This window comes from Clostridium sp. FP2, from assembly GCF_011065955.2.
Lineage (GTDB): Bacteria > Bacillota > Clostridia > Clostridiales > Clostridiaceae > Clostridium_AD > Clostridium_AD tagluense.
Genome location: NZ_JAAMNI020000001.1, coordinates 1,171,291 through 1,190,856, shown reverse-complemented (window position 1 = coordinate 1,190,856; position 19,566 = coordinate 1,171,291). Strand labels below are relative to the sequence as shown.

Genomic DNA, 19,566 nt, shown 5'->3' with positions numbered 1-19,566 from the left:
TGTTTACAGGCTATCTAATATTCTATTTTTTTATTACGCCTAAGAACCATAATATTTATAACGGCCATAATAGTTGCTATGATAGCTAAAACCTGAAACGCAATTTGCAAAGAAAACGCATCTCCAATTTTACCTATAATAGGAAATAACACTATCATGTATAAACTAAATATCATACTTGCCATTGAAAGTATTGTGGCCCTCTTTTCTGATGGTATTAATTTATTTATATAATCTCCAACTGCTACAAAAACAATAGAATCTATAGTATTTATTACTATAAAAAATATACAATAGTACTTACTTAAGGCAACTCCCCATATACATATAGATATTATTATAGGAAATAGTGTTATGATTACTTTCTCTCCTATTTTCTTCTCAATTTTATGTGTTTGAGATGATGTAATCGCAGCAGCTAATGCTGAAGTAGCTAGCATTACACCTATACTCCCTTTTGAAATCCCCCTATCCAACAAGTAGTTCTGAAAATAAAAGAATATGCTTGCATTGAACATAAAAATCCCTTGTGAAAACACAATTAAAAATGCTAGTTTTTTATTCCCAGCTATAATGTAAAAACTCTCAACTACTTGTTTTTTTAATATTTTGAAGCTCTTCTCTTCAATTTCTATTTTAATATTAGGTTCAGTAAAAGAAAAAGCTTGTATTATAGATCCCATGCTAACTACTATAGTTACACCATAAGCATAAACATAACCATAATTGGATAAAAAACCTCCAAGTAATAGCCCACAGGTCTGAGCCATTTGCATTATTATTTCATTTTTACCTAATACCTTCATATATTTTTTTTCTTCCCCTATTTCTTTTAAAGAATCGTATAATAATGCTTCCCCTGCACCTGATTCTAAATTGTAAGACAGTGCTGATACTATAAATCCTATTACAAAGCCCCAAAAACTATTTGAATATATTAATATAATAGCAGCTATTAATGTGCTGATTCTCCCACATATTCTACTAGCTTTTCTTCCCCAAATATCTGCTACTGCTCCAGTAGGTATTTCCATTAGAAATGAAGTTATGTGGAATATAGCCTCTACCAAACCAACTTCCGTTAAAGATAAACCTTTTGATGCTAAATATATCATCCATATTCCGCGTGTAAGATCAAATCTATTAATAAAAGTAAATATATAATTTTTAAATACATTTTTTCTTAATTTATTTTTATATTCCATTTTGCCCCCCCCCCACTATTAAAAGTTTTCTATTTCCATCCACCTTTCAATGGATTTATCTAATTGTTCTTTGATTTTTTCTTTTTCTCCACCTAATTCTAACAATTTTTCATATTCACGGCCATTTTGATTCATTTCAATATCTATCTCTTTAAGTTTTGATTCAAGCTCTTGTATTCTACTTTCTAAGGTTTCTACTTCTCTTAGCTTATTATTGCTTGTTTGTTTTTGATTGTTTTCTTTATTCTTTGACTTTTTCTCTTTTTCCTTATTAGGAGTCTCTATTTTATTTCGCTTAAATTCATTTTTCTTTTCTTTGTAATATTCATAATTTCCCTGGTAACTTACAATCTTTTTATCTTCTATTTCACATATTCTTATCGCAAGTTTGTTTATGAAAAATCTATCATGAGATATAAATAATATAGTTCCACTAAACTCCATTAGAGCTTCTTCAAGGTTCTCTCTTGAATCTATATCCAAATGATTTGTAGGTTCATCAAGTATCAAAAGATTTATGTCATTTTGAATTAGCATGCAAAGCTTAAGTCTACTTTTTTCTCCTCCTGATAGATTTTTAACCTTTTTAAAAACACTTTCTCCATAAAATAAAAACTTAGCAAGTATTCCTCTAGCTGGACCTTCTAAGATAAACATATCCTCTCTAAAAGTATCAATCACTGTTAAATCTTCATTATTAAAAGTTATATTTTGAGGAAGATATCCTATTTTGGTGTTAGATCCTAACTTGACCTCACCATAATCCCCCTGAACTTCACCTAAAAGCGTTTTTATAATAGTTGATTTACCGCTTCCATTATCTCCTAATAAAGCCGTACATTCACCATATCTAATCTCTAAATTTAAATCCTCTAATATTTCCTTTTGGTCAAAGCTTTTACATAAACCTTTAATACTTACTACATCCCTGCCAGATCTATCAGTCTCCGCAAAATCCAATTGAATTTTAGGTTGATTTATTAGAGGCTTATCGACTCTTACTACTTTATCTAATCTTTTTTGCATACTTGCTGCTCTTTTGAAAAACTTTTCGTTATCCGCCTGAATAGCCCATGCCCTTAGTTGTTTTATTGCTTTTTCCATAGCCTTTATTTTTTTCTGTTGATCTTTAAATGCTTCAAATTGTTCAAGAACCCTTCTTTCCTTTTCTTTGACGTAATAAGAATAATTACCATTATAAAATGATGTTTCGCCATCCTCAATTTCAACTATTTTTGTTACAACTCTATCCAAAAAATATCTATCATGTGAAATAACTATTACTGTACCTTTGTATCCTTTAAGATAAGCTTCCAGCCATTCTATAGATGTCACATCTAAATGATTTGAAGGCTCATCAAGAAGAAGTATATCTGGATTTTCAAGTAAAATTTTGCCTAATATCACAATGGTTTTTTCACCACCACTTAGGCTTATGAAATCCCTACTTAAAAACTCCTCAGTAAACTTTAATCCAGTACATACCTTACTCATTTTTTCTTCTATTTCGTAACCACCTTTTGCTTCATAAAGTTCATTGAGTTCACCATATTTTCTTAATGCACATTCTAATTCACTTCCCTTTAAACTAGCCATTTGCACTTCTAATATTTTAAGTTCTCTATTTATTTGGTATTGAATTTTAAAAGCAATTTTTAAAACATCTATTACTTTAAACTGCTGCGGATAATCTGGTATTTGATGTAAGTATCCTACAGTGGCATTTTTTCTTATGGATATGCTACCTTTATCTTGGCTTTCTAAACCCGCAATAATTTTGAAAACTGTAGTTTTACCACAACCATTTCTTCCTATTAAGCCAACTCTTTCATCACTTTGAACTTCAAAAGTAATACTTTCAAAAATCCTGTTTCCCCCAAAATATTTTTCTACTTCTTTTAACGCTAATTCTATCATTATTAATTCCTCCTATATATTTGCAATATGAATTTTTCTCTACAAAATAATAAAACCCCAGCAATAAATACTTGCCAGGGTTCCCCTATTTTGATTTTAATCTAAATTAGATATACTAATTCATTATATAATCGCAGTAAAAAACCAGGCAAGATAATCCTCACCTGGTTTCAAAATAACATAATTATAATGTATTTAGGGCAAAGATAACTCACTTCTTTTTAGTGATATATTCAATTTTGGATAGACTTCTCCCGTAAAATTGAAATCAGTATGTGTAATTCCAGATAATGCCATTGGTAGTCTATCTAACATTGTATTTTCTAAAAAGAACTTAGCCATCATTTTCACCTCCGTATATTAAAATCTTACTAATTTAATATTACCATAAATTTTATTTAATATCAATAATGTAATTTTTTATTTTATTGTTGGTTTTTTTTATTTTTTTAAGTAACTCACCTTCTATTACTAATCCTATACTCATTTCCTTGTCCATTTCATCTAGAATTTTTCTAAAATCTCCCTAACTTTTGCTATTTCTTCACTCTGTGTTCTTAGAATAATATGTTCACTAAGTATAGGAAATCCCATACTTATATCTTCTTTTCTATATTTCATATCGCTCTCAATTTCCATCTTTCCGGAAGTGTGTACCGCATAGGATTTAGTATATCTTATTACATCTTCTACATTACCTGAATTTATACCACTTCCTATGAGAATTTCAATCTTGTCTTCTGATTTTTCTACTAGTTCTTTTAAAAGTTCTCTACCTTCCGTACATTTATTTTTCTGGCCTGAGGTTAAAATAGAACTGATTCCTAATTTCTTTGCTTCTTCTAAGGTAGTAAAAGGATTTATGCACACATCAAAGGCGCGATGAAGGGTTATATGCATTCCTTCTGCCACCTCTATAAGCTCTTTCATTCTATCTATATCCAATGATCCATCTGGTTTTAATATTCCTATAACTACTCCGCTCGCACCAGCTTTTTTAAACATTTGTATATCTCTTTTCATTATCTCAAATTCATCTTCTGTATAACAAAAATCACCATATCTAGGCCTAATTAAAATATTCATTTTTATATTTGTTTTTTCTTTTATTAACTTGAATAGGTTTATATTAGGTGTAGTACCCCCAATAATTAGAGCGCTACAAAGTTCCAGACGATTTGCTCCACCTTTTACTGCTTCCATAGCTGATTCTACAGAATCCACACAAACCTCTAAAATAAATGACATAGTACTTACTTCCCTTCTGATTAGTATTCTATAGAAATCATATCACATCCTTCTATTTTGTCTATATTAAATATTATACAGTTGTCTAATCTTTCCTGCGGATGACAGGGTGTGAAGTTATTTGTTAAAACTCATTTTTTATTTTTTGTATATTTATTTAAAAACATTAATTATTATCAATTTGGTTATAATAAATTAGAAGTAAAAACTAACACTCATGAGGAGGATTTTTAATGAAAGAAAAAGTCATATTATTAACATCAGCTTTATTAACTGCATTCTTTGTAGGCTGCGCTAAAAAGCCTGCAGCAACTCCTCCCGAAACAACGCCAAATGTAGTAACTACAGCTTCAATAGTAAATACCGCCGCAACCTTCGAAAAAGCTATAAGTAGCAAAGGTACATGGATTATTGCAATAACAAAAGATTTGGTTATTAATAAAGAACTAGTAGTTAATGGCGAGTATAAAAACGGCAAAAAGGATACCGCTGGCAAAGATATTATACAACGTAAAATAGCTCTATACACTCAGGATGAAGCGCGTAAAGTAACTGCTAGATTTATTTTGACTGCTCCCAAATTAACTTTTAACAGTCCTATGGGTAGTATAGAACATGGAACCTTCAAAGGGGATCTTTATGTTTCAGCAAGCAATCTTAAGTTAATAGATGCTACAGTTGATGGAAATGTATATTTTACTACAGCTGAAGCTAAATCCACATTCAAAATAGATTCTACAAGTAAAGTTACTGGAAAACAGGAAATGAAAAAATAGTATAATGTAAAATAAAAGATCAGTTAGCCATTGGATTGGTTAACTGATTTTTCTATTTCTATTTAACTAATTGGATTTTGCGCCCTACAAATCAATTTTCACATTAAAGATGCCACTTACCACGTGGGTTACACCACGATCCTTAACTTTCATAGAATCGTCTTGCTAAAACATTTCCTTAATGTTAAAATTGTATTTTAAGTAATATATTGCATTTTAGAAAGGAGCTCTAAATGAAAAAAATAACACTATTTAGTATTATTTCAATTTTATCTATGTCTCTATTTATGGGGTGCGGAGCAAAAAATAATGATACAGTTCCAGCTGCAAATGTTAACACTGAAAAAGTACAAGATGTAAGTTCGAAAACTGATGCATTATTTACTGACTTCTTTGGTTCAGGCAAATTCAGTGGGTATGTGTATGTTATCAAAAACAACTCCATTATTTTAGATAAAGGTTATGGTAAGGCAGATTTTGAAAAGGGAACAGGCAATACAGCTCAAACCAAATTTGATTTAGCTTCTTTAACAAAACAATTTACTGCACTTTCAGTTATGCAACTTGAAGAAAAAAAAATGCTTAATGTGAATGATAAAATTGATAAATATTTACCTCAGTTTCCACATGGAAATGAAATAACAATTCATCAATTATTAAATCATACTTCTGGATTGCCAGAACATCCTGATAAATTTGATATAAGAAAATTTAGACCTTCAAGTAAAATAGACACTGCTACTGCGAAAAAAATGGAAATAACTCTAGCCTTCACACCAGGTTCAAGTTTTAGCTATAGCAATACAGGATATATTTTATTAGGTTATATTATCGAAAAAACATCTGGTAAAACTTTAGATGCTTATTTTGCTGAAAATATTTTTATCCCACTAGATATGAAAAACACAGGCTTTAAAAATGAAAATTCATCTATTGATAACTTGGCTGTGGGGTATTTATCATATAAAAAAGATAAGGCAGAAAAATCTTGGACTGAAACAAATATTGGAGTAGTCCGTGGGTCTTCAGGGCTCTGTTCTACAGTAGAAGATTTGATAAAATGGGATAAAGCTTTGACAAATAAAAAACTTATAAATAAAGATTCCTATGCTAAAATGTATACACCTTATAAAAGCAATTATGGCTATGGCTGGTATATATATAAAGATTTAAATGATAAGTCTTATTATGAGCATTTTGGAGTAGGTAATGGGTATAGAAGCTACATACTTAGAAATGTAGAAAAAAATACTACAGCTATAATTGTAAGCAATTTCGGTGATGTGCCTTTTGGTGAGATAACAGCTTTATTAAAGGATTATATTAAATAAAAACATTGATATAATAAAAAGTCCAACAAAACTTTAAGTTTTGTTGGACTTTTTATGCATAAACTCTACATTTCTATTAAGATACCAAACTGTATTTTTATTTAAATTTTACATTCTTAGTGCTTTTATGAGTAAGACCTAAACGAGCTTGCTAAAGTATTAAAAAACATATAGCGATAATTATATAAACTGCTATAAGTTGAACTCCTTCAAGCCAATTTGATTCACCATCGCTAGCAACTCTATTTGCTATAATCACTGATACTATTAGTGCCACTAGCTCAAACTCATTAAAAATAATACTCATAGGCTTAAATAACAAACTTAAAAAAATCAATATTGGAGCAACAAATAATATTATTTGTAAACTTGAACCTATTGCAATTTCTACTGCTACATCCATTTTGTTTTTTAGTGCCATTATAACTGCCGTACTATGTTCTGCAGCATTTCCTATTATAGGTATAATAATTATTCCTACAAAAAAACTACTAAAGCCTATAGCTTTCGTCATTGCTTCTACTGATCCAACTAAAAATTCACTCTCAATAGCTATACATAGCGTTGCAATTATAAGAACTAAAATAGATTTTTTCAAGCTCCACTTTGATTGAACCTCACCTTTATGCTCAGATCCATATATATCTTTGTGAGTAAAAAATGAAAAGTACAATCCCAAAATATATATAAGGAACATAATTAGAGCTACAGCTATACTTAAACTCTCATATTTTGAAGTCAATAAATCAACCTTAACTGTATGAGTAAATATTGCTGGTATACTTAGACCTATTACTGAAAATAAAAGCATACTAGAAGAAACTTCAACAGCTTTTTTGTTAAAACTTTGTGTCTTAAACTTGCAACCACCAAAAATCATACTTGCCCCTAACACAAGTAATATATTTCCTATTACAGACCCAACAATTGATGCTTTAACTACTTCGAACAAGCCTTCTTTAAGAGCAAAGAAAGCTATTATTAGTTCGGTAGCATTTCCAAATGTGGCATTTAAAAATCCGCCTATCCTAGGCCCTGAATACACTGATATTTCTTCTGTAGCTTCCCCCATGAGTCCCGCCAAAGGTATAATTGCAAGAGCCGACGTAACAAAAACTAAAGTAGGACTTAAATGCATAAATTTAAACACTATACTAACTGGTATTAGTATTAATAAATATCTAAGATACTTCATAATCCTTTACTGCCATGAAAACTTATTTTTTCTAGCAGTTTTTCACCCCTATCATATAAATTTTAAAAATGAAACCATTATTATCAAATAATTATACCATAATATAGTTTAAATTTCTCCAAATTACATAATCAGTTACACGCTGACCAATTTTTCTTCACTTATTTTAATTATTATAACTAAAGAATGTATATCATATTAGTTAAATATGTATTAACTTTCATGAATAAGTCTTGTAAAAACTCATTAAATGGAGCATGCTATATATTATAAGACGCACAAGCATTAAATACTTTCATGAAGGAGCGTTGCGTATGTTTGGTTATATCCTTATCTTTTTCGCTAAAATAATTGAGGTTTCCTTAACCACGGTTAGAGTAGTACTAATAACTAGAGGCGAAAAATTTTATGGAGCTATTATTGGCTTTTTTGAAGTACTTATATGGTTATATGTAATTAGTACTGTACTTGTTGGAATAAGTAAAGAACCATTTAAAATGGTAATTTATGCATTAGGATTCTCTTGTGGAAATTATATTGGGTGTATTTTAGAAGATAAACTAGCACTAGGACTCATGACCATAAATGCAATAGTATCTGAAAAAGATGGCCATACCCTGGCTAAAATATTGAGAGCAGAAAATGTAGGTGTTACTATTATTGATGCAGAAGGATTAAAAGAAGATAAGAAAATGCTTATCTTCCATGTTAAAAGAAAAAGAAAATCTCAAATATTAAAAATAATACACAATTCTCATATAAAGGCTGTAATCTCACTAATGGATACTAAAACTATATATGGTGGTTATGGTATTAAAAAATAAAAATTAAAAACAAGAGGATGTCTCAAACTAGAAAGTAATTTATAGAATGAGACAGCTCTTTTTTATGAATTATATACAGTATACTTCCACAGTGTTTTCTTCCATTTACTCTAATGAAACCTTTTTCAATTTAGCTTTACTTCTGTGTAATCTTAAAAAGGTTAAAATCGCTCCAATCATGCAAATAGCGGCAGCAGTTATATATACAGTTTTCATGCCATAAATAAATGCATCATTTCTCCCAATTACATAATCAGTTACACGATGACCAATTTTATAACTCATCCTGTTATACAAAATAGTAGTAGCTAAAGCTATCCCGCACACCATCCCTAAATTTCTCACAAGTGCATTCACACTTCCTGCAATACCTAGCTTATCCTTTGGTACTGTAGACATTACCAAAGAATTATTAGGTGATTGAAATAAACCATTTCCTACCGACATAGTTGCTATAAAAATTACCATGCTTATTATTGAAGACTGCTCATTTAAAGTTGACATTAATAGTAGCCCCAAACTTGTAAGTACAAGTCCTATAAAAGTAAGAATTTCGGAACCTATTTTATCTGACAAATGTCCACTAATTGGTGCCACTACTGATAAAATCAATGGAAAGATCATAAGAATTACTCCAGTAGATGCTGGTGAAAACTTAAGCACATCCTGAAGATAAAAAGGCTGAATAATAATTGAACAAAAAATGGCTACAAAGGATATAAATCCACAAAATATGCTAAGCGAAAACAATTTATCCTCAAAAATTTCCAGCTGTAATAATGGACTTTCACGCAATTTTTCCACCTTAATAAATGAAATGAAAGAAATAATTGCTATTAAAAAGCCTAATAAAATTATTGGATTGGTAAACCCTATCTCTTGTCCTTTACCTAAAGCTACAAATAGAGGAACTATAGCAAACATAAATAATAAGGCTCCAAGTCCATCTGATTTTACCTTTGCTGTTTTATGACCTTTAGGAAGTATCCTTAAACTATAAAATAGTGTTATTATACCTATTGGTACGTTTATTAAAAATATATACTCCCAACTGGTAGTACTTACTATAAATCCTCCCAATGCTGGTCCTACCAATGACCCCAACGCCACGAATGTTCCTGTGATTCCTAGTGCTTTTCCTCTTTCATTTACTGGGAATACTTCAGTTATAATCCCTTGATTATTGGCCATAGTACCCGCAGCGCCTATTCCCTGTATTACTCTTGCAAACACTAAAACTGGAAGAGAACTTGTTATTCCACAAAGTAAAGAGCCTAGTGTAAATAGTGCTAGTCCAAACTTAAATACCTTTGTTTTACCAACTACATCGCCCAATCTTCCAAAAACTAATATAGTTGCGGAAATTATAATTAAATAACTTGTTACTACCAATTGAATATTCCCTGATGATACATTCAAAGCTTTAGCCATCACAGGTAAAGCTACATTTACAATACTACTATCTAAAGTACACATAAAAGTTACCATTACAACTATAAATAAAATTACCCATCTATTTTTATTATTACTATTATTTTTCAAACTCATCTCTATTCTCCTTTTATCCTTATACTTTAATTTTCTTTATATTATTTAGAATCTTATTCAAGGAATCTATGGTTATATCCTTTTCCTCTTCATTTAAATCCACTGTTATTAAATGTACTAATTTATGAATTTCATCTAAAACTTTTGGAATTATAACCTTAGCCTTTTCTGTTAAATATAGCTTATAGGCTCTAGAATCAGTTTCATCTTTTTTCCTATCTATATATCCAAGTTTTATAAGTTTTGTAATGGTTCTAGCTGACATTGCCTTATCATAACCTACTTCTTCGCTTATTTTATTTTGGCTAATACCTTCATTTTCCCTTAATATAAGTAGATATGGGTAAGAACCGCTACTTAATTCATATTCTTTTAACACCTTATCCAAATAAACTTGCGTAGTTCTGAAAATTTTATTATTGAGTTTAATTAAGTACATTATGCCTTCCTGCAAAATATTTCACCTTCCTTATATATAATCATCTTTTTCTTTTGTTATTTTAATTGACAAGTCAACCTTATTATAATTGAATTTCGTTGACAAGTCAACTATACACATATTTCCTTATTTAAATTATTATAATCACATAATTTAACCTAAAATAAAGGAAATAAGATTTATTTTATCTCATTTCCTTTTATCATTTGTTTTAAATTCTATCTTTTATATGCTTTAGCGAAAACATTCCAAGGATTTTCCCCTCTTTATCTTCCACTGCTATGTCTTCTAGTCCATAATTAAACAATATTTTAATTCCTTCCATAAGTGAAGATTCCTCTTTAACCCTAGGAATACTTTTCGCTTCAAAATTTGGAATCATAACATCCCGTACAAGGGTTACATTTAGATATGCAGTAAAATTTTTAGTCCCAAAAAAATCTTCTACAAACTTATTTTTAGGGTTAAATATCATTTCTTTTCTATTTCCTTGTTGAACTATTTTTCCCTTATCAAAAAGCACTATTCTGCTTCCGAGTCTAAAGGCTTCATCTATATCATGAGTTACAAATACTACAGTTTTCTTTAACTTCTCGTTAAGTTTTAATATTTCTTCCTGAAGCACTCTCCTTGTTATATCATCAACTGCACCAAAGGGTTCATCCATGAGGATTATTTCCGGATTTGATGCAAGAGCTCTAGCTACTCCAACTCTCTGATTTTGACCACCACTTAATTCTCTTGGATATTTTTTTAAATATTCTGAGCTAAGACCAACAAGTTCTATTAATTCACTAGCCTTCTTAACTCTCTCTTCTTTTGATACTTTTTTAATATTTAACACATAACCTATATTATCCTCTATACTCATATGTGGGAATAGACCTATCTGCTGGATTACATATCCTATACTTCTCCTAAGCTGAATAATATCCCACTGATTTATCTCTTTACCACTTATAAATATCTTCCCTGAATCTGGCTTAATTAGACCATTTATAAGTTTAAGCATAGTAGTTTTTCCACAACCAGATTTACCAATTAAAGTTATGAATTCCTCACTATGTATAGTAAAATTCAGATTATCTATTACTTTTATCCCATTTTTATAAGATTTCTCTACATTTTCGAATTTAATAAGTTCCATTTATATTAGTCCTTTCTTTACAAACCTTTTGGTGCTAATATAGTGTAAGCGGAACCTGGCAGGTCCGATTACTATTTTAATAACCCTTTACCCTTTAAAAATTCCACTGCTACATCTTTTGGATCTTTCTTTTCACTTTCCACCAAATAATTCATCTGAATCATTTCTTTATCATTTATTTTTCCTTGGAGTTTATTAAGTACATTTTCAAGTTCTGGGTATTTCTTAAGTGTCTCTTCACGTATTAAAGTTGAAGCAAAATATGATGGAAAAAAATTCTTATCATCCACAATAACTTTCATATCATATTTTTTTAGAAGAGCATCTGTTGAAAAAGCATTTATTACATCTACATTGTCAGAATTTATTGCTTCATATTTAAGTCCTATGTCAAGCTCTCTCTTTTCTTTAAACTTAAAATTATATTCCTTTTGTAGCCCTTTATATCCATCTTCTCTCTCATAAAAATCGGGTTCTGCACCAAATTTTAAGCTATCACTCTTGCTAGCCAAATCAGAATAAGTATTTATGTTTAGCTTGTCTGCAACGGATTTTTTGATTGCAAGAGCATAGGTATCATTAAATCCATATAACCCAAGCCATTTTATATTATATTTAGCTTTGTACTCTTTTTTCACTTCTTCATATAATTTAACAGGATCCCTAATTAAATCTTTTTTAAGTACAAAAAGCCAACCTGTACCTGTATATTCTGGATATATATCTATTTCACCCTTAATCATTGCCGGTTGAATATTTGAAGTTCCTCCTCCTATACCTAATTTCTTCTCTACCTTTATATCTGTATTACCTTCAATTAAAGCCGTTATCATTTCTGCTAATATATATTGCTCTGTCATTGGTTTTGATGCTACCACAACTTTTTTTGCTTTACTACCACACCCAACTAATGATACAAGCATAATCAAAGCTAAAGCACTTGCAAGTATTTTTTTATTCATTTATACTCCTCCAATTTTGACTGTTCCAAAAACTCTTTTTCTTATCTTCTTTTCAATAATACCTAAGGTAAAATCTGACACTACTGCAAGGGCTGCCACAAGTATACTCCCTGCTGCTGTCATTTCAGGAAAGTTCGTAGTTATACCTCTCCAAATTGCTACGCCAAGACCACCTGCTCCTATAAAGGAAGCTATTCCACCAAGGGCAATAGTCATTACCACCATAGTTCTAAATCCTGCAATTATTACTGGTAATGCTAATGGAAACTGTATTTTAAAAAGTAACTGACTATTTGTACTTCCCATAGCTACTGCAGATTCTATTATCTGTGAATCCACTTCACTTATTCCCACATAAGTGTTTCTTATGATAGGAAGCACTCCGTAAACCGTAAGTGCAATTAAAGCACTTTTATTTCCTATACCAGATATTGCAACTAGGAACCCAAACAAGGCAATGGATGGTATAGTATATAAAAAATTTGCTACTCCAAGCACTATTACAGCGGCCTTCTTATTTCTTGTTATATATACCCCAAGGATCAAACCGATTATTGTAATAAAAATAATTGCTGTTCCAGAGAGTAAAATATGCTGGATAAATAATTGAACAAAAAAATCAAATCTAGAGCTATATAGTTTAAAAATTTCTAAAATAAAATTCATTTTTCACCTGTTGTCCCTTTCCTTAAAATATATTCCTTGCAGTACTGCTAAAATATAAATTAAATTATGTTTTATATTAGTAAGCACTTCTTATATAAATATACAGAGCAAAACTTCTAGAAATTTACATTGTTTTTCTTATATTTTCATTATATTTCCTCGGACAAACATTGTCAAGAAAAAGCAATTGTTATATACAGTGTTTTCTGTAAATTCAAATAGCTTCTATTTGTTATATGTTATTTTTTCTCAATTTTCTTTCTAAATTAACAAAATTTTCATGCCAACTTTAATTTTTTAGTTTTAGATGATAACCCCTTAATATTGAAAATATATCTAGTTTAATCACAAAAAAAACACCGAAATATAAATATATTTCGATGTTTTTCACCTTTTAGATTAATCCATTGGATGGTTATAAATCATACGGTCATATACATGGTTAAATCCCATCTTACGATAAAGATTTTTCGCGCGTTTATTATCAAGATCTACGTGAAGTGACAGGTTACCATCTGTAAGTTCTATTGCACGCCCAATAAGTTCTGATGCCACACCGCGCCCCTTATTACCGGGTTTAACACCAATATAAGCTAAATGATATGTGGAGATAAACGTCTCAAATCCCATATTAACAACAATACAGATGCCTTGTTCTTCTCCATTTCGCTTGGCTATTAACAAAAATCCTTCTTTCATGGCTTTTTCTATAGCATCTACTGTCTCTCCCACTGAATCATTATAATCTGCTAGCCAAGTTCGTGTCATGTTCAGTAACTCATCTTTGTTTTTATCATTAAAACTTGTAATTTCACATACCTCAACTTCACTTCTTGCATCATTTAAAATAATTAAATGCTTACCACTTTTAAGTTGTCCGTGTTTTACTTTTTTGATAAATGCTGCCATTGCATATGCTTCTTTCCTAGAAACAATAACGCCCTCATATTCACGTAGCATAGTAACTGCCTGCCTCAGATCTTCTTCTTCAATATCAATCATGCAAGCATCAGTCTCAACAATGATTTTATTAATACTTTCAACCATATCTGTATGTCTTCCTGGTGAAGACAAAGCTGTTTTTTTAGTATTATTACTTTCAATTTGGCTAATGTTCATTTTCCTAACATATTGATTTATATCCTCTTGCCATGATAGACTCGCACCACATAATAATTGAGGTAATTCACTTAATTCTTCATGCACCCAGCTTTTTATTAAGCCACTATAAATGCTTGAAAGTGTATACCCAAATCCTAATTTAGTTGTTATTGTATCCACTTTAAAATTCATACGTTCCAAACATTCTTTAGTCATGTCTTCAAATATAAGATGACTTATAATAGTGTTTAAATCCCATTCACATGTCAAGTACATGTTGCTTTGCTCTGCTATATTTCTTAGCTCCGGACGTGAGGCACTATCTTTTTTATCTCGTAAATCTAATAAGATATCTTTATCTAAACGAGATATTTTCCATTTTTCATTTTTGAATAGCGGAACCCTGACCTCAAGTTCCTTTAATTTTGCAAATAACATTACTGATTTTATGTAACTTTCAGAACCATCAACTAAAATTTCTTTAAAACCATTAGCAACAGCATCTTTTACTAAAATCTCTGAAATACGGTCATATTTATGTCCTGATGGATTAGCTCCTTCAAGCTTCAGATATATCTCTCCGATATTTAATATTTTTTCTAATTTCTTCGCTCTCATTAAGGGTGTTCTTCCACTTTTTCGCATAATCTCTCCTTCAACATTTAGTTAGAAATAAATTTTAAAATTACTCTAACTCATTTGTTAAATGTTAGAGCTAGAGTTGACGTTCTTAAACTTCAAACTTTACTATCTAACATAGTATGCCCTGCTCATAATGCAGTTATAATTTTTTTGAATTTTTTAATCTTACTTAAAAGCTTCAAGTATATTATTGCTTATGGTCTCATCCACTCCAAATACACATTTTACTATGCTTTCCTTATGTTAAGTATAGCATTTTAAGTCGAAATTTGCAAATATGAGGAAGTTTTTATTATTATTTCTTTAATATTATTTAGTTTATTTTATCAAATCTTCAAATTCTCCGCCCACAATATCCTTTAACGAATTCGGATTAATTTCTATTTGAAATCCTATTTTCCCAGCACTTACTATTATGGTTTCTATCTCTAAAGCAGTATCATGGATAAATGTTCTATACTGCTTCTTCATACCTATAGGGGAACATCCACCTCTAATATATCCCGTATAGTGTTGAAGTTCACTCAAATCTAACATTTCTATTCTCTTCTCATTAGTCACTTTAGCTACTTTTTTAAAGTCTATTTCTTCTCTAACTGGAATCAGGAAAATATAAATGTTATTTGAAATTCCCTTTGTAACTAAAGTTTTATAGACATACTTTTCTTCTCTACCTATCTTTTTTGATACAGATATCCCATCTATTTTATCATCTTTAACATCATAAGTTATAACCCCATATTCGGCCTTAATTTTATCTAAAATCCGCATAGCATTTGTTTTTATCATTATTTTCTCCTTTATTGATTAACTATTTACTTTACTCCATTGCTACATTTATTACTATTTTACCATACGTAGTATAAGCTAACCATTAATCACCAAAATATCTAGAAATTAATGTTAATTCAGCTATTATATATTTATACAATAGAATTTGTCGACAAATTCTATGAATGTTTGTTAAAAAAGTATTGAACTTTTTGTCGATTGATATATAATAATAAGAGTAATTATTAACTTTTATTAATCGCTTACATTTTAGGGGGAAAAAACATGTCAGAAAAAATTAAAAGTACAAAACATTTAACATTGGTATCATTGGTCTTAATGATTTTTACCTCAGTTTATGGTTTCAATAACATCCCAAGATCATTTTATAAAATGGGATATGCGGCTATACCATGGTATATTTTATCAGGAATAACATTCTTCATCCCATTTGCTTTCATGATGGCTGAATTTGGTGCAGCTTTCAAAAACGAAAAGGGTGGAATATACTCTTGGATGGCAAAATCCGTAGGAGCAAAATTTGCTTTTATAGGAACCTTCATGTGGTATTCATCTTATGTAATTTGGATGGTTAACGTTGCATCAACAGTTTGGATTCCAATATCAAATGCAATATTTGGTACAGATACAACAAAGACTTGGGGTCTATTGGGATTAACGGGTCCAAAATTTCTAGGAATACTTGGTATATGTTGGATAATATTTGTTACATTTATATCAACTAAGGGATTAGACAAAATTAAAAAAGTAACTTCACTAGGTGGTAGCGCAGTTGCATTATTAAATATAGTTTTATTTATTGGAGCCATACTAGTATTTATAGGAAATCATGGTCATTTAGCTCAACCAATAGCTGGAATTAGTTCATTCATAGATTCACCAAATCCTAAATTTGTTGGGAATGTACTTCAATCATTTGCATTCGTAGTATTTGCTATATTTGCTTATGGTGGTATAGAAGTTGTTGGAGGATTGGTTGACGAAACAGAAAATGCTGAAAAAAACTTCCCTAAGGGTGTTGTTATTTCAGCGGTTGTTATATCTATTGGTTACTCACTTGGAATATTCCTTGTTGGTATATTCACAAATTGGTCAAGCGTTATGAATGACAAGAGCGTTAACTTAGCTAATGCTGGTTATGTAGTAATGGCTAACCTAGGATATTCTCTTGGTAATGCTTTCGGAGCAAGCCAAGCTACTTCAGTAGCAATGGGACATGGTGTAGCTAGATTCGTTGGACTTTCAATGTTCTTAGCTTTATCTGGTGCTTTCTTTACACTAATGTTCTCACCATTAAAACAATTAATCGAAGGTACCCCAGCTAAATTATGGCCTGGAAAAATGGCAGAAATGAAAAACGGAATGCCTCAAAAAGCTATGTGGGTTCAAGCGGCGATAGTTTGTATTATGATTTTTCTTGTTTCTGTTGTTGGTGGAGATTCTATGAAAAAGTTCATCGAAATATTAGTTTCAATGACTAACGTAGCTATGACTCTTCCATACATGTTTATATCCTTTGCTTTCTTACCATTTAAGAAAAACAAAGCTATTGTTAAGCCTTTTGAAATATTCAAAACTGACAGAAGTGCTTTAATATGGACAGTAGTTGTTATGTTCACTGTTGGATTTGCAAATTTCTTTTCAATAATACAACCAGCACTCGAAGGAGATTTACCAACAACAATTTGGAGTGTAGCTGGACCAATATTCTTTACGGCAGTTGCATGGTCAATGTATAACAGCTATGAAAAAAATTATTTAAATAAATCTTTATAATCCAGTTTCAATAAAACAAATCATATTTTCACTTAAAAAGTCTACCCTAAAGGGTAGGCTTTTTTCATGTATCAACTCTATGAACTACAATTGAAGTCTAAATCTGATTCTGAAGTCGGTAATACTATGAACAGCTGCACTTGTGATGATTTGGCCATAATTTCTTAATTTATAAAAAAACAGTAACATAAAATATTATTTATCATAATAATATATTGTAGAAAATTTTTATAAGGAGATATGTATGGAAAATTATTCAATGAGGCCTAAAAAAGCTAAAGACATGAAGTCAATGAATCAAATGATGGGGATGAATCCTATGACGCACATGATGCCTATGAATCAAATGATGCCAATGGACCCTATGATGCATATGATGCACATGATGCACATGATGCAAATGTGTATGTGTCAAATGATGCAAATGATGCCAATGATGCCAATGAATCAAATGACAGGTATGAATCCCATGATGCACATGATGCCAATGGGTCACATGGGTATGAATCCTATGATGCACATGATGCCTATGGATCAGATGGGTATGAATCCTATGATGGATATGACAGATAGAGACGATATAGGAGAATAGTTTATTACTTAAATTGCAACAAGGTTATATATAGCCCAATGATGTACTTAAACTACATTGGGTTATTTATATATTTAACATAATTTTTGCATCTTCCCAATTATAATGATTGAAAAAATATTTAGTATACTATATTATAATTATAATCTAATATAAACATTATAAAGGGGTGAATACTAATGGATAATAACAATCAGCTTCTGTGTATAAATTTAAGACATAAGCTTCATAAAAATGCTGAAATTTCTGGTAATGAAAATAAAACTATGGAGATATTAATAGATTTCCTGAGAAATAATACTAAGTTCGATATAATTGCTAAAGATGGATATTTCATTGCAGAAAAGATAGTCTGCAAAGATGCCATGAATATTGCATTTAGAGCAGATATGGATGCAATTCCCATGATAGAAACAACCGATATTGAATATAAATCCAATAATACAGACGCTGCTCATAAATGTGGACATGATGGACATTGTGCCATACTCGCAGGATTAGCATTAGAAATAGAAAAAAAACCAATAGAGCATAGGAATATTTTTTTATTATTTCAGCCTTCTGAAGAAGTTGGTGAAGGTGCTAGAAAAATTGTTCAGGATGGTTTTTTAGTGGAAAATAAAATTGATGAAATATATTCACTTCACAACATACCTGGATATGAGAGAGGAAACATTCTTTATAAAAGAGATGTATTTGCTTGTGCCTCAAAAGGAATTATAATTACTTTGATGGGAAAGCCATCGCATGCAGCTTATCCTGAATATGGTATAAATCCATCTAGTGCTGCTGCTGATATTACTAATTTCTTAAATAATAGTACTAAATCCACTATTTTCAAAGGAATGGTTCTTTGCACTATCGTAAATATAAATATTGGAGAAAGAGCCTTTGGTACAGCTGCATCCTCAGGTGAAATTTTATTAACATTACGAGGAGAAAATGAAGAGGATTTAATGAAACTTGAAAACCACATATTAGTATTTGTGGAGCAGTGCTGCAGATCGCATGAAATAAACTTTAACATAAGTTATTCTGATGAGTTTCCTGAGACAAGAAATCATGATACATGTATTAATAAAATACTAGCAGTGTGCAATACTAATGATTATAATATTGAAGAACTTCAATCTCCCTTTAGGTGGTCTGAAGATTTCGGATATTATTTAAAAAATATAAAGGGCGCAATGTTCGGCCTGGGTGATGGCAAATTGCAGCCCCAGCTTCATACTGCTGATTATGATTTCCCAGATAGTATTATTAAGACAGGTGTAGATATTTTTTATAGCATTGCAACCTTAAAATAAAAGCACGAATTATGCAAAAATGAGTATACTACTTTGTAAAAGTTATTTATAAAAATTGTAAATAGTGATAAGATTATAAAAGAAGTTTAAACGAAAAA

18 protein-coding genes are annotated in these 19,566 nt (G+C 30.4%); 6 read left to right on the top strand and 12 right to left on the bottom strand.

All coding sequences use genetic code 11. From position 1 onward, the window contains the following. Positions 1–14: 14 nt before the first annotated feature. The 4 genes from G9F71_RS05520 to G9F71_RS05505 all read right to left on the bottom strand — a co-directional run bounded on the left by G9F71_RS05520 (position 15) and on the right by G9F71_RS05505 (position 4,370). Positions 15–1,205, bottom strand: a complete 1,191-nt coding sequence (locus tag G9F71_RS05520; RefSeq protein WP_164950042.1) for an MFS transporter — start codon at positions 1,203–1,205, stop codon at positions 15–17. 18 nt (positions 1,206–1,223) lie between these two features. Beyond that, entirely contained in the window at positions 1,224–3,122 is a 1,899-nt protein-coding gene (abc-f, locus tag G9F71_RS05515) for a ribosomal protection-like ABC-F family protein (RefSeq protein WP_164950043.1), read from the bottom strand. Between the two features lie 195 nt (positions 3,123–3,317). Then, entirely contained in the window at positions 3,318–3,467 is a 150-nt protein-coding gene (locus G9F71_RS05510; RefSeq protein WP_164949913.1) for a hypothetical protein, read from the bottom strand. Positions 3,468–3,626: 159 nt separating this feature from the next. Continuing rightward, positions 3,627–4,370: a copper homeostasis protein CutC gene (locus G9F71_RS05505; protein ID WP_164950044.1), complete on the bottom strand. Its 744-nt coding sequence runs from the start codon at positions 4,368–4,370 to the stop codon at positions 3,627–3,629. Positions 4,371–4,603: 233 nt separating this feature from the next. Between G9F71_RS05505 and G9F71_RS05500 the strand changes: the two genes are divergently transcribed. Continuing rightward, positions 4,604–5,146, top strand: coding sequence for a hypothetical protein (locus tag G9F71_RS05500; RefSeq protein WP_164950045.1), 543 nt, complete (start codon positions 4,604–4,606; stop codon positions 5,144–5,146). Positions 5,147–5,379: 233 nt separating this feature from the next. Beyond that, on the top strand, positions 5,380–6,477 hold the full coding sequence (locus G9F71_RS05495; protein ID WP_164950046.1) for a serine hydrolase domain-containing protein: 1,098 nt from the start codon (positions 5,380–5,382) through the stop codon (positions 6,475–6,477). A 151-nt stretch (positions 6,478–6,628) separates the two neighbouring features. On the opposite strand, the gene cax is transcribed toward G9F71_RS05495, so the two are convergent. Continuing rightward, positions 6,629–7,672, bottom strand: a complete 1,044-nt coding sequence (gene cax / locus G9F71_RS05490; RefSeq protein WP_164950047.1) for a calcium/proton exchanger — start codon at positions 7,670–7,672, stop codon at positions 6,629–6,631. Between the two features lie 314 nt (positions 7,673–7,986). Between cax and G9F71_RS05485 the strand changes: the two genes are divergently transcribed. After that, entirely contained in the window at positions 7,987–8,496 is a 510-nt protein-coding gene (locus G9F71_RS05485; RefSeq protein ID WP_164950048.1) for a DUF2179 domain-containing protein, read from the top strand. A 105-nt stretch (positions 8,497–8,601) separates the two neighbouring features. Here G9F71_RS05485 and G9F71_RS05480 read toward each other — a convergent pair whose 3' ends face one another. The 7 genes from G9F71_RS05480 to ybaK all read right to left on the bottom strand — a co-directional run bounded on the left by G9F71_RS05480 (position 8,602) and on the right by ybaK (position 15,790). Further along, positions 8,602–10,044 (bottom strand): MFS transporter, encoded by a 1,443-nt coding sequence (locus tag G9F71_RS05480; protein ID WP_164950049.1) that lies wholly within the window; start codon positions 10,042–10,044, stop codon positions 8,602–8,604. 19 nt (positions 10,045–10,063) lie between these two features. Next, positions 10,064–10,483: a MarR family winged helix-turn-helix transcriptional regulator gene (locus tag G9F71_RS05475; protein ID WP_164950050.1), complete on the bottom strand. Its 420-nt coding sequence runs from the start codon at positions 10,481–10,483 to the stop codon at positions 10,064–10,066. Positions 10,484–10,694: 211 nt separating this feature from the next. Further along, positions 10,695–11,630, bottom strand: a complete 936-nt coding sequence (locus tag G9F71_RS05470) for an ABC transporter ATP-binding protein (protein ID WP_164950051.1) — start codon at positions 11,628–11,630, stop codon at positions 10,695–10,697. 71 nt (positions 11,631–11,701) lie between these two features. Next, complete coding sequence (locus G9F71_RS05465; RefSeq protein ID WP_220322255.1) at positions 11,702–12,592, bottom strand: glycine betaine ABC transporter substrate-binding protein; 891 nt, start codon at positions 12,590–12,592, stop codon at positions 11,702–11,704. Further along, positions 12,593–13,258: an ABC transporter permease gene (locus G9F71_RS05460; RefSeq protein ID WP_220322253.1), complete on the bottom strand. Its 666-nt coding sequence runs from the start codon at positions 13,256–13,258 to the stop codon at positions 12,593–12,595. A gap of 399 nt (positions 13,259–13,657) precedes the next feature. Next, the gene (locus G9F71_RS05455; RefSeq protein WP_164950052.1) at positions 13,658–15,004 is read right to left on the bottom strand and encodes a pyridoxal-phosphate dependent enzyme; all 1,347 of its coding nucleotides are present in this window, start codon (positions 15,002–15,004) and stop codon (positions 13,658–13,660) included. Between the two features lie 315 nt (positions 15,005–15,319). After that, a complete protein-coding gene (ybaK, locus tag G9F71_RS05450) occupies positions 15,320–15,790 on the bottom strand; it encodes a Cys-tRNA(Pro) deacylase (protein ID WP_164950053.1) in 471 nt (156 codons plus the stop codon). Positions 15,791–16,057: 267 nt separating this feature from the next. Here ybaK and yjeM point away from each other — a divergent pair, with 267 nt between their 5' ends. The 3 genes from yjeM (at position 16,058) to G9F71_RS05435 (ending at position 19,468) form a co-directional block, all read left to right on the top strand. After that, positions 16,058–17,569: a glutamate/gamma-aminobutyrate family transporter YjeM gene (gene yjeM / locus G9F71_RS05445; protein WP_164950054.1), complete on the top strand. Its 1,512-nt coding sequence runs from the start codon at positions 16,058–16,060 to the stop codon at positions 17,567–17,569. 244 nt (positions 17,570–17,813) lie between these two features. Beyond that, positions 17,814–18,161 carry a hypothetical protein gene (locus G9F71_RS05440; protein ID WP_164950055.1) on the top strand — a complete coding sequence of 116 codons (348 nt, stop codon included), beginning with the start codon at positions 17,814–17,816 and terminating at the stop codon, positions 18,159–18,161. Between the two features lie 179 nt (positions 18,162–18,340). Beyond that, on the top strand, positions 18,341–19,468 hold the full coding sequence (locus G9F71_RS05435; protein ID WP_164950056.1) for an amidohydrolase: 1,128 nt from the start codon (positions 18,341–18,343) through the stop codon (positions 19,466–19,468). Positions 19,469–19,566: the final 98 nt, after the last annotated feature.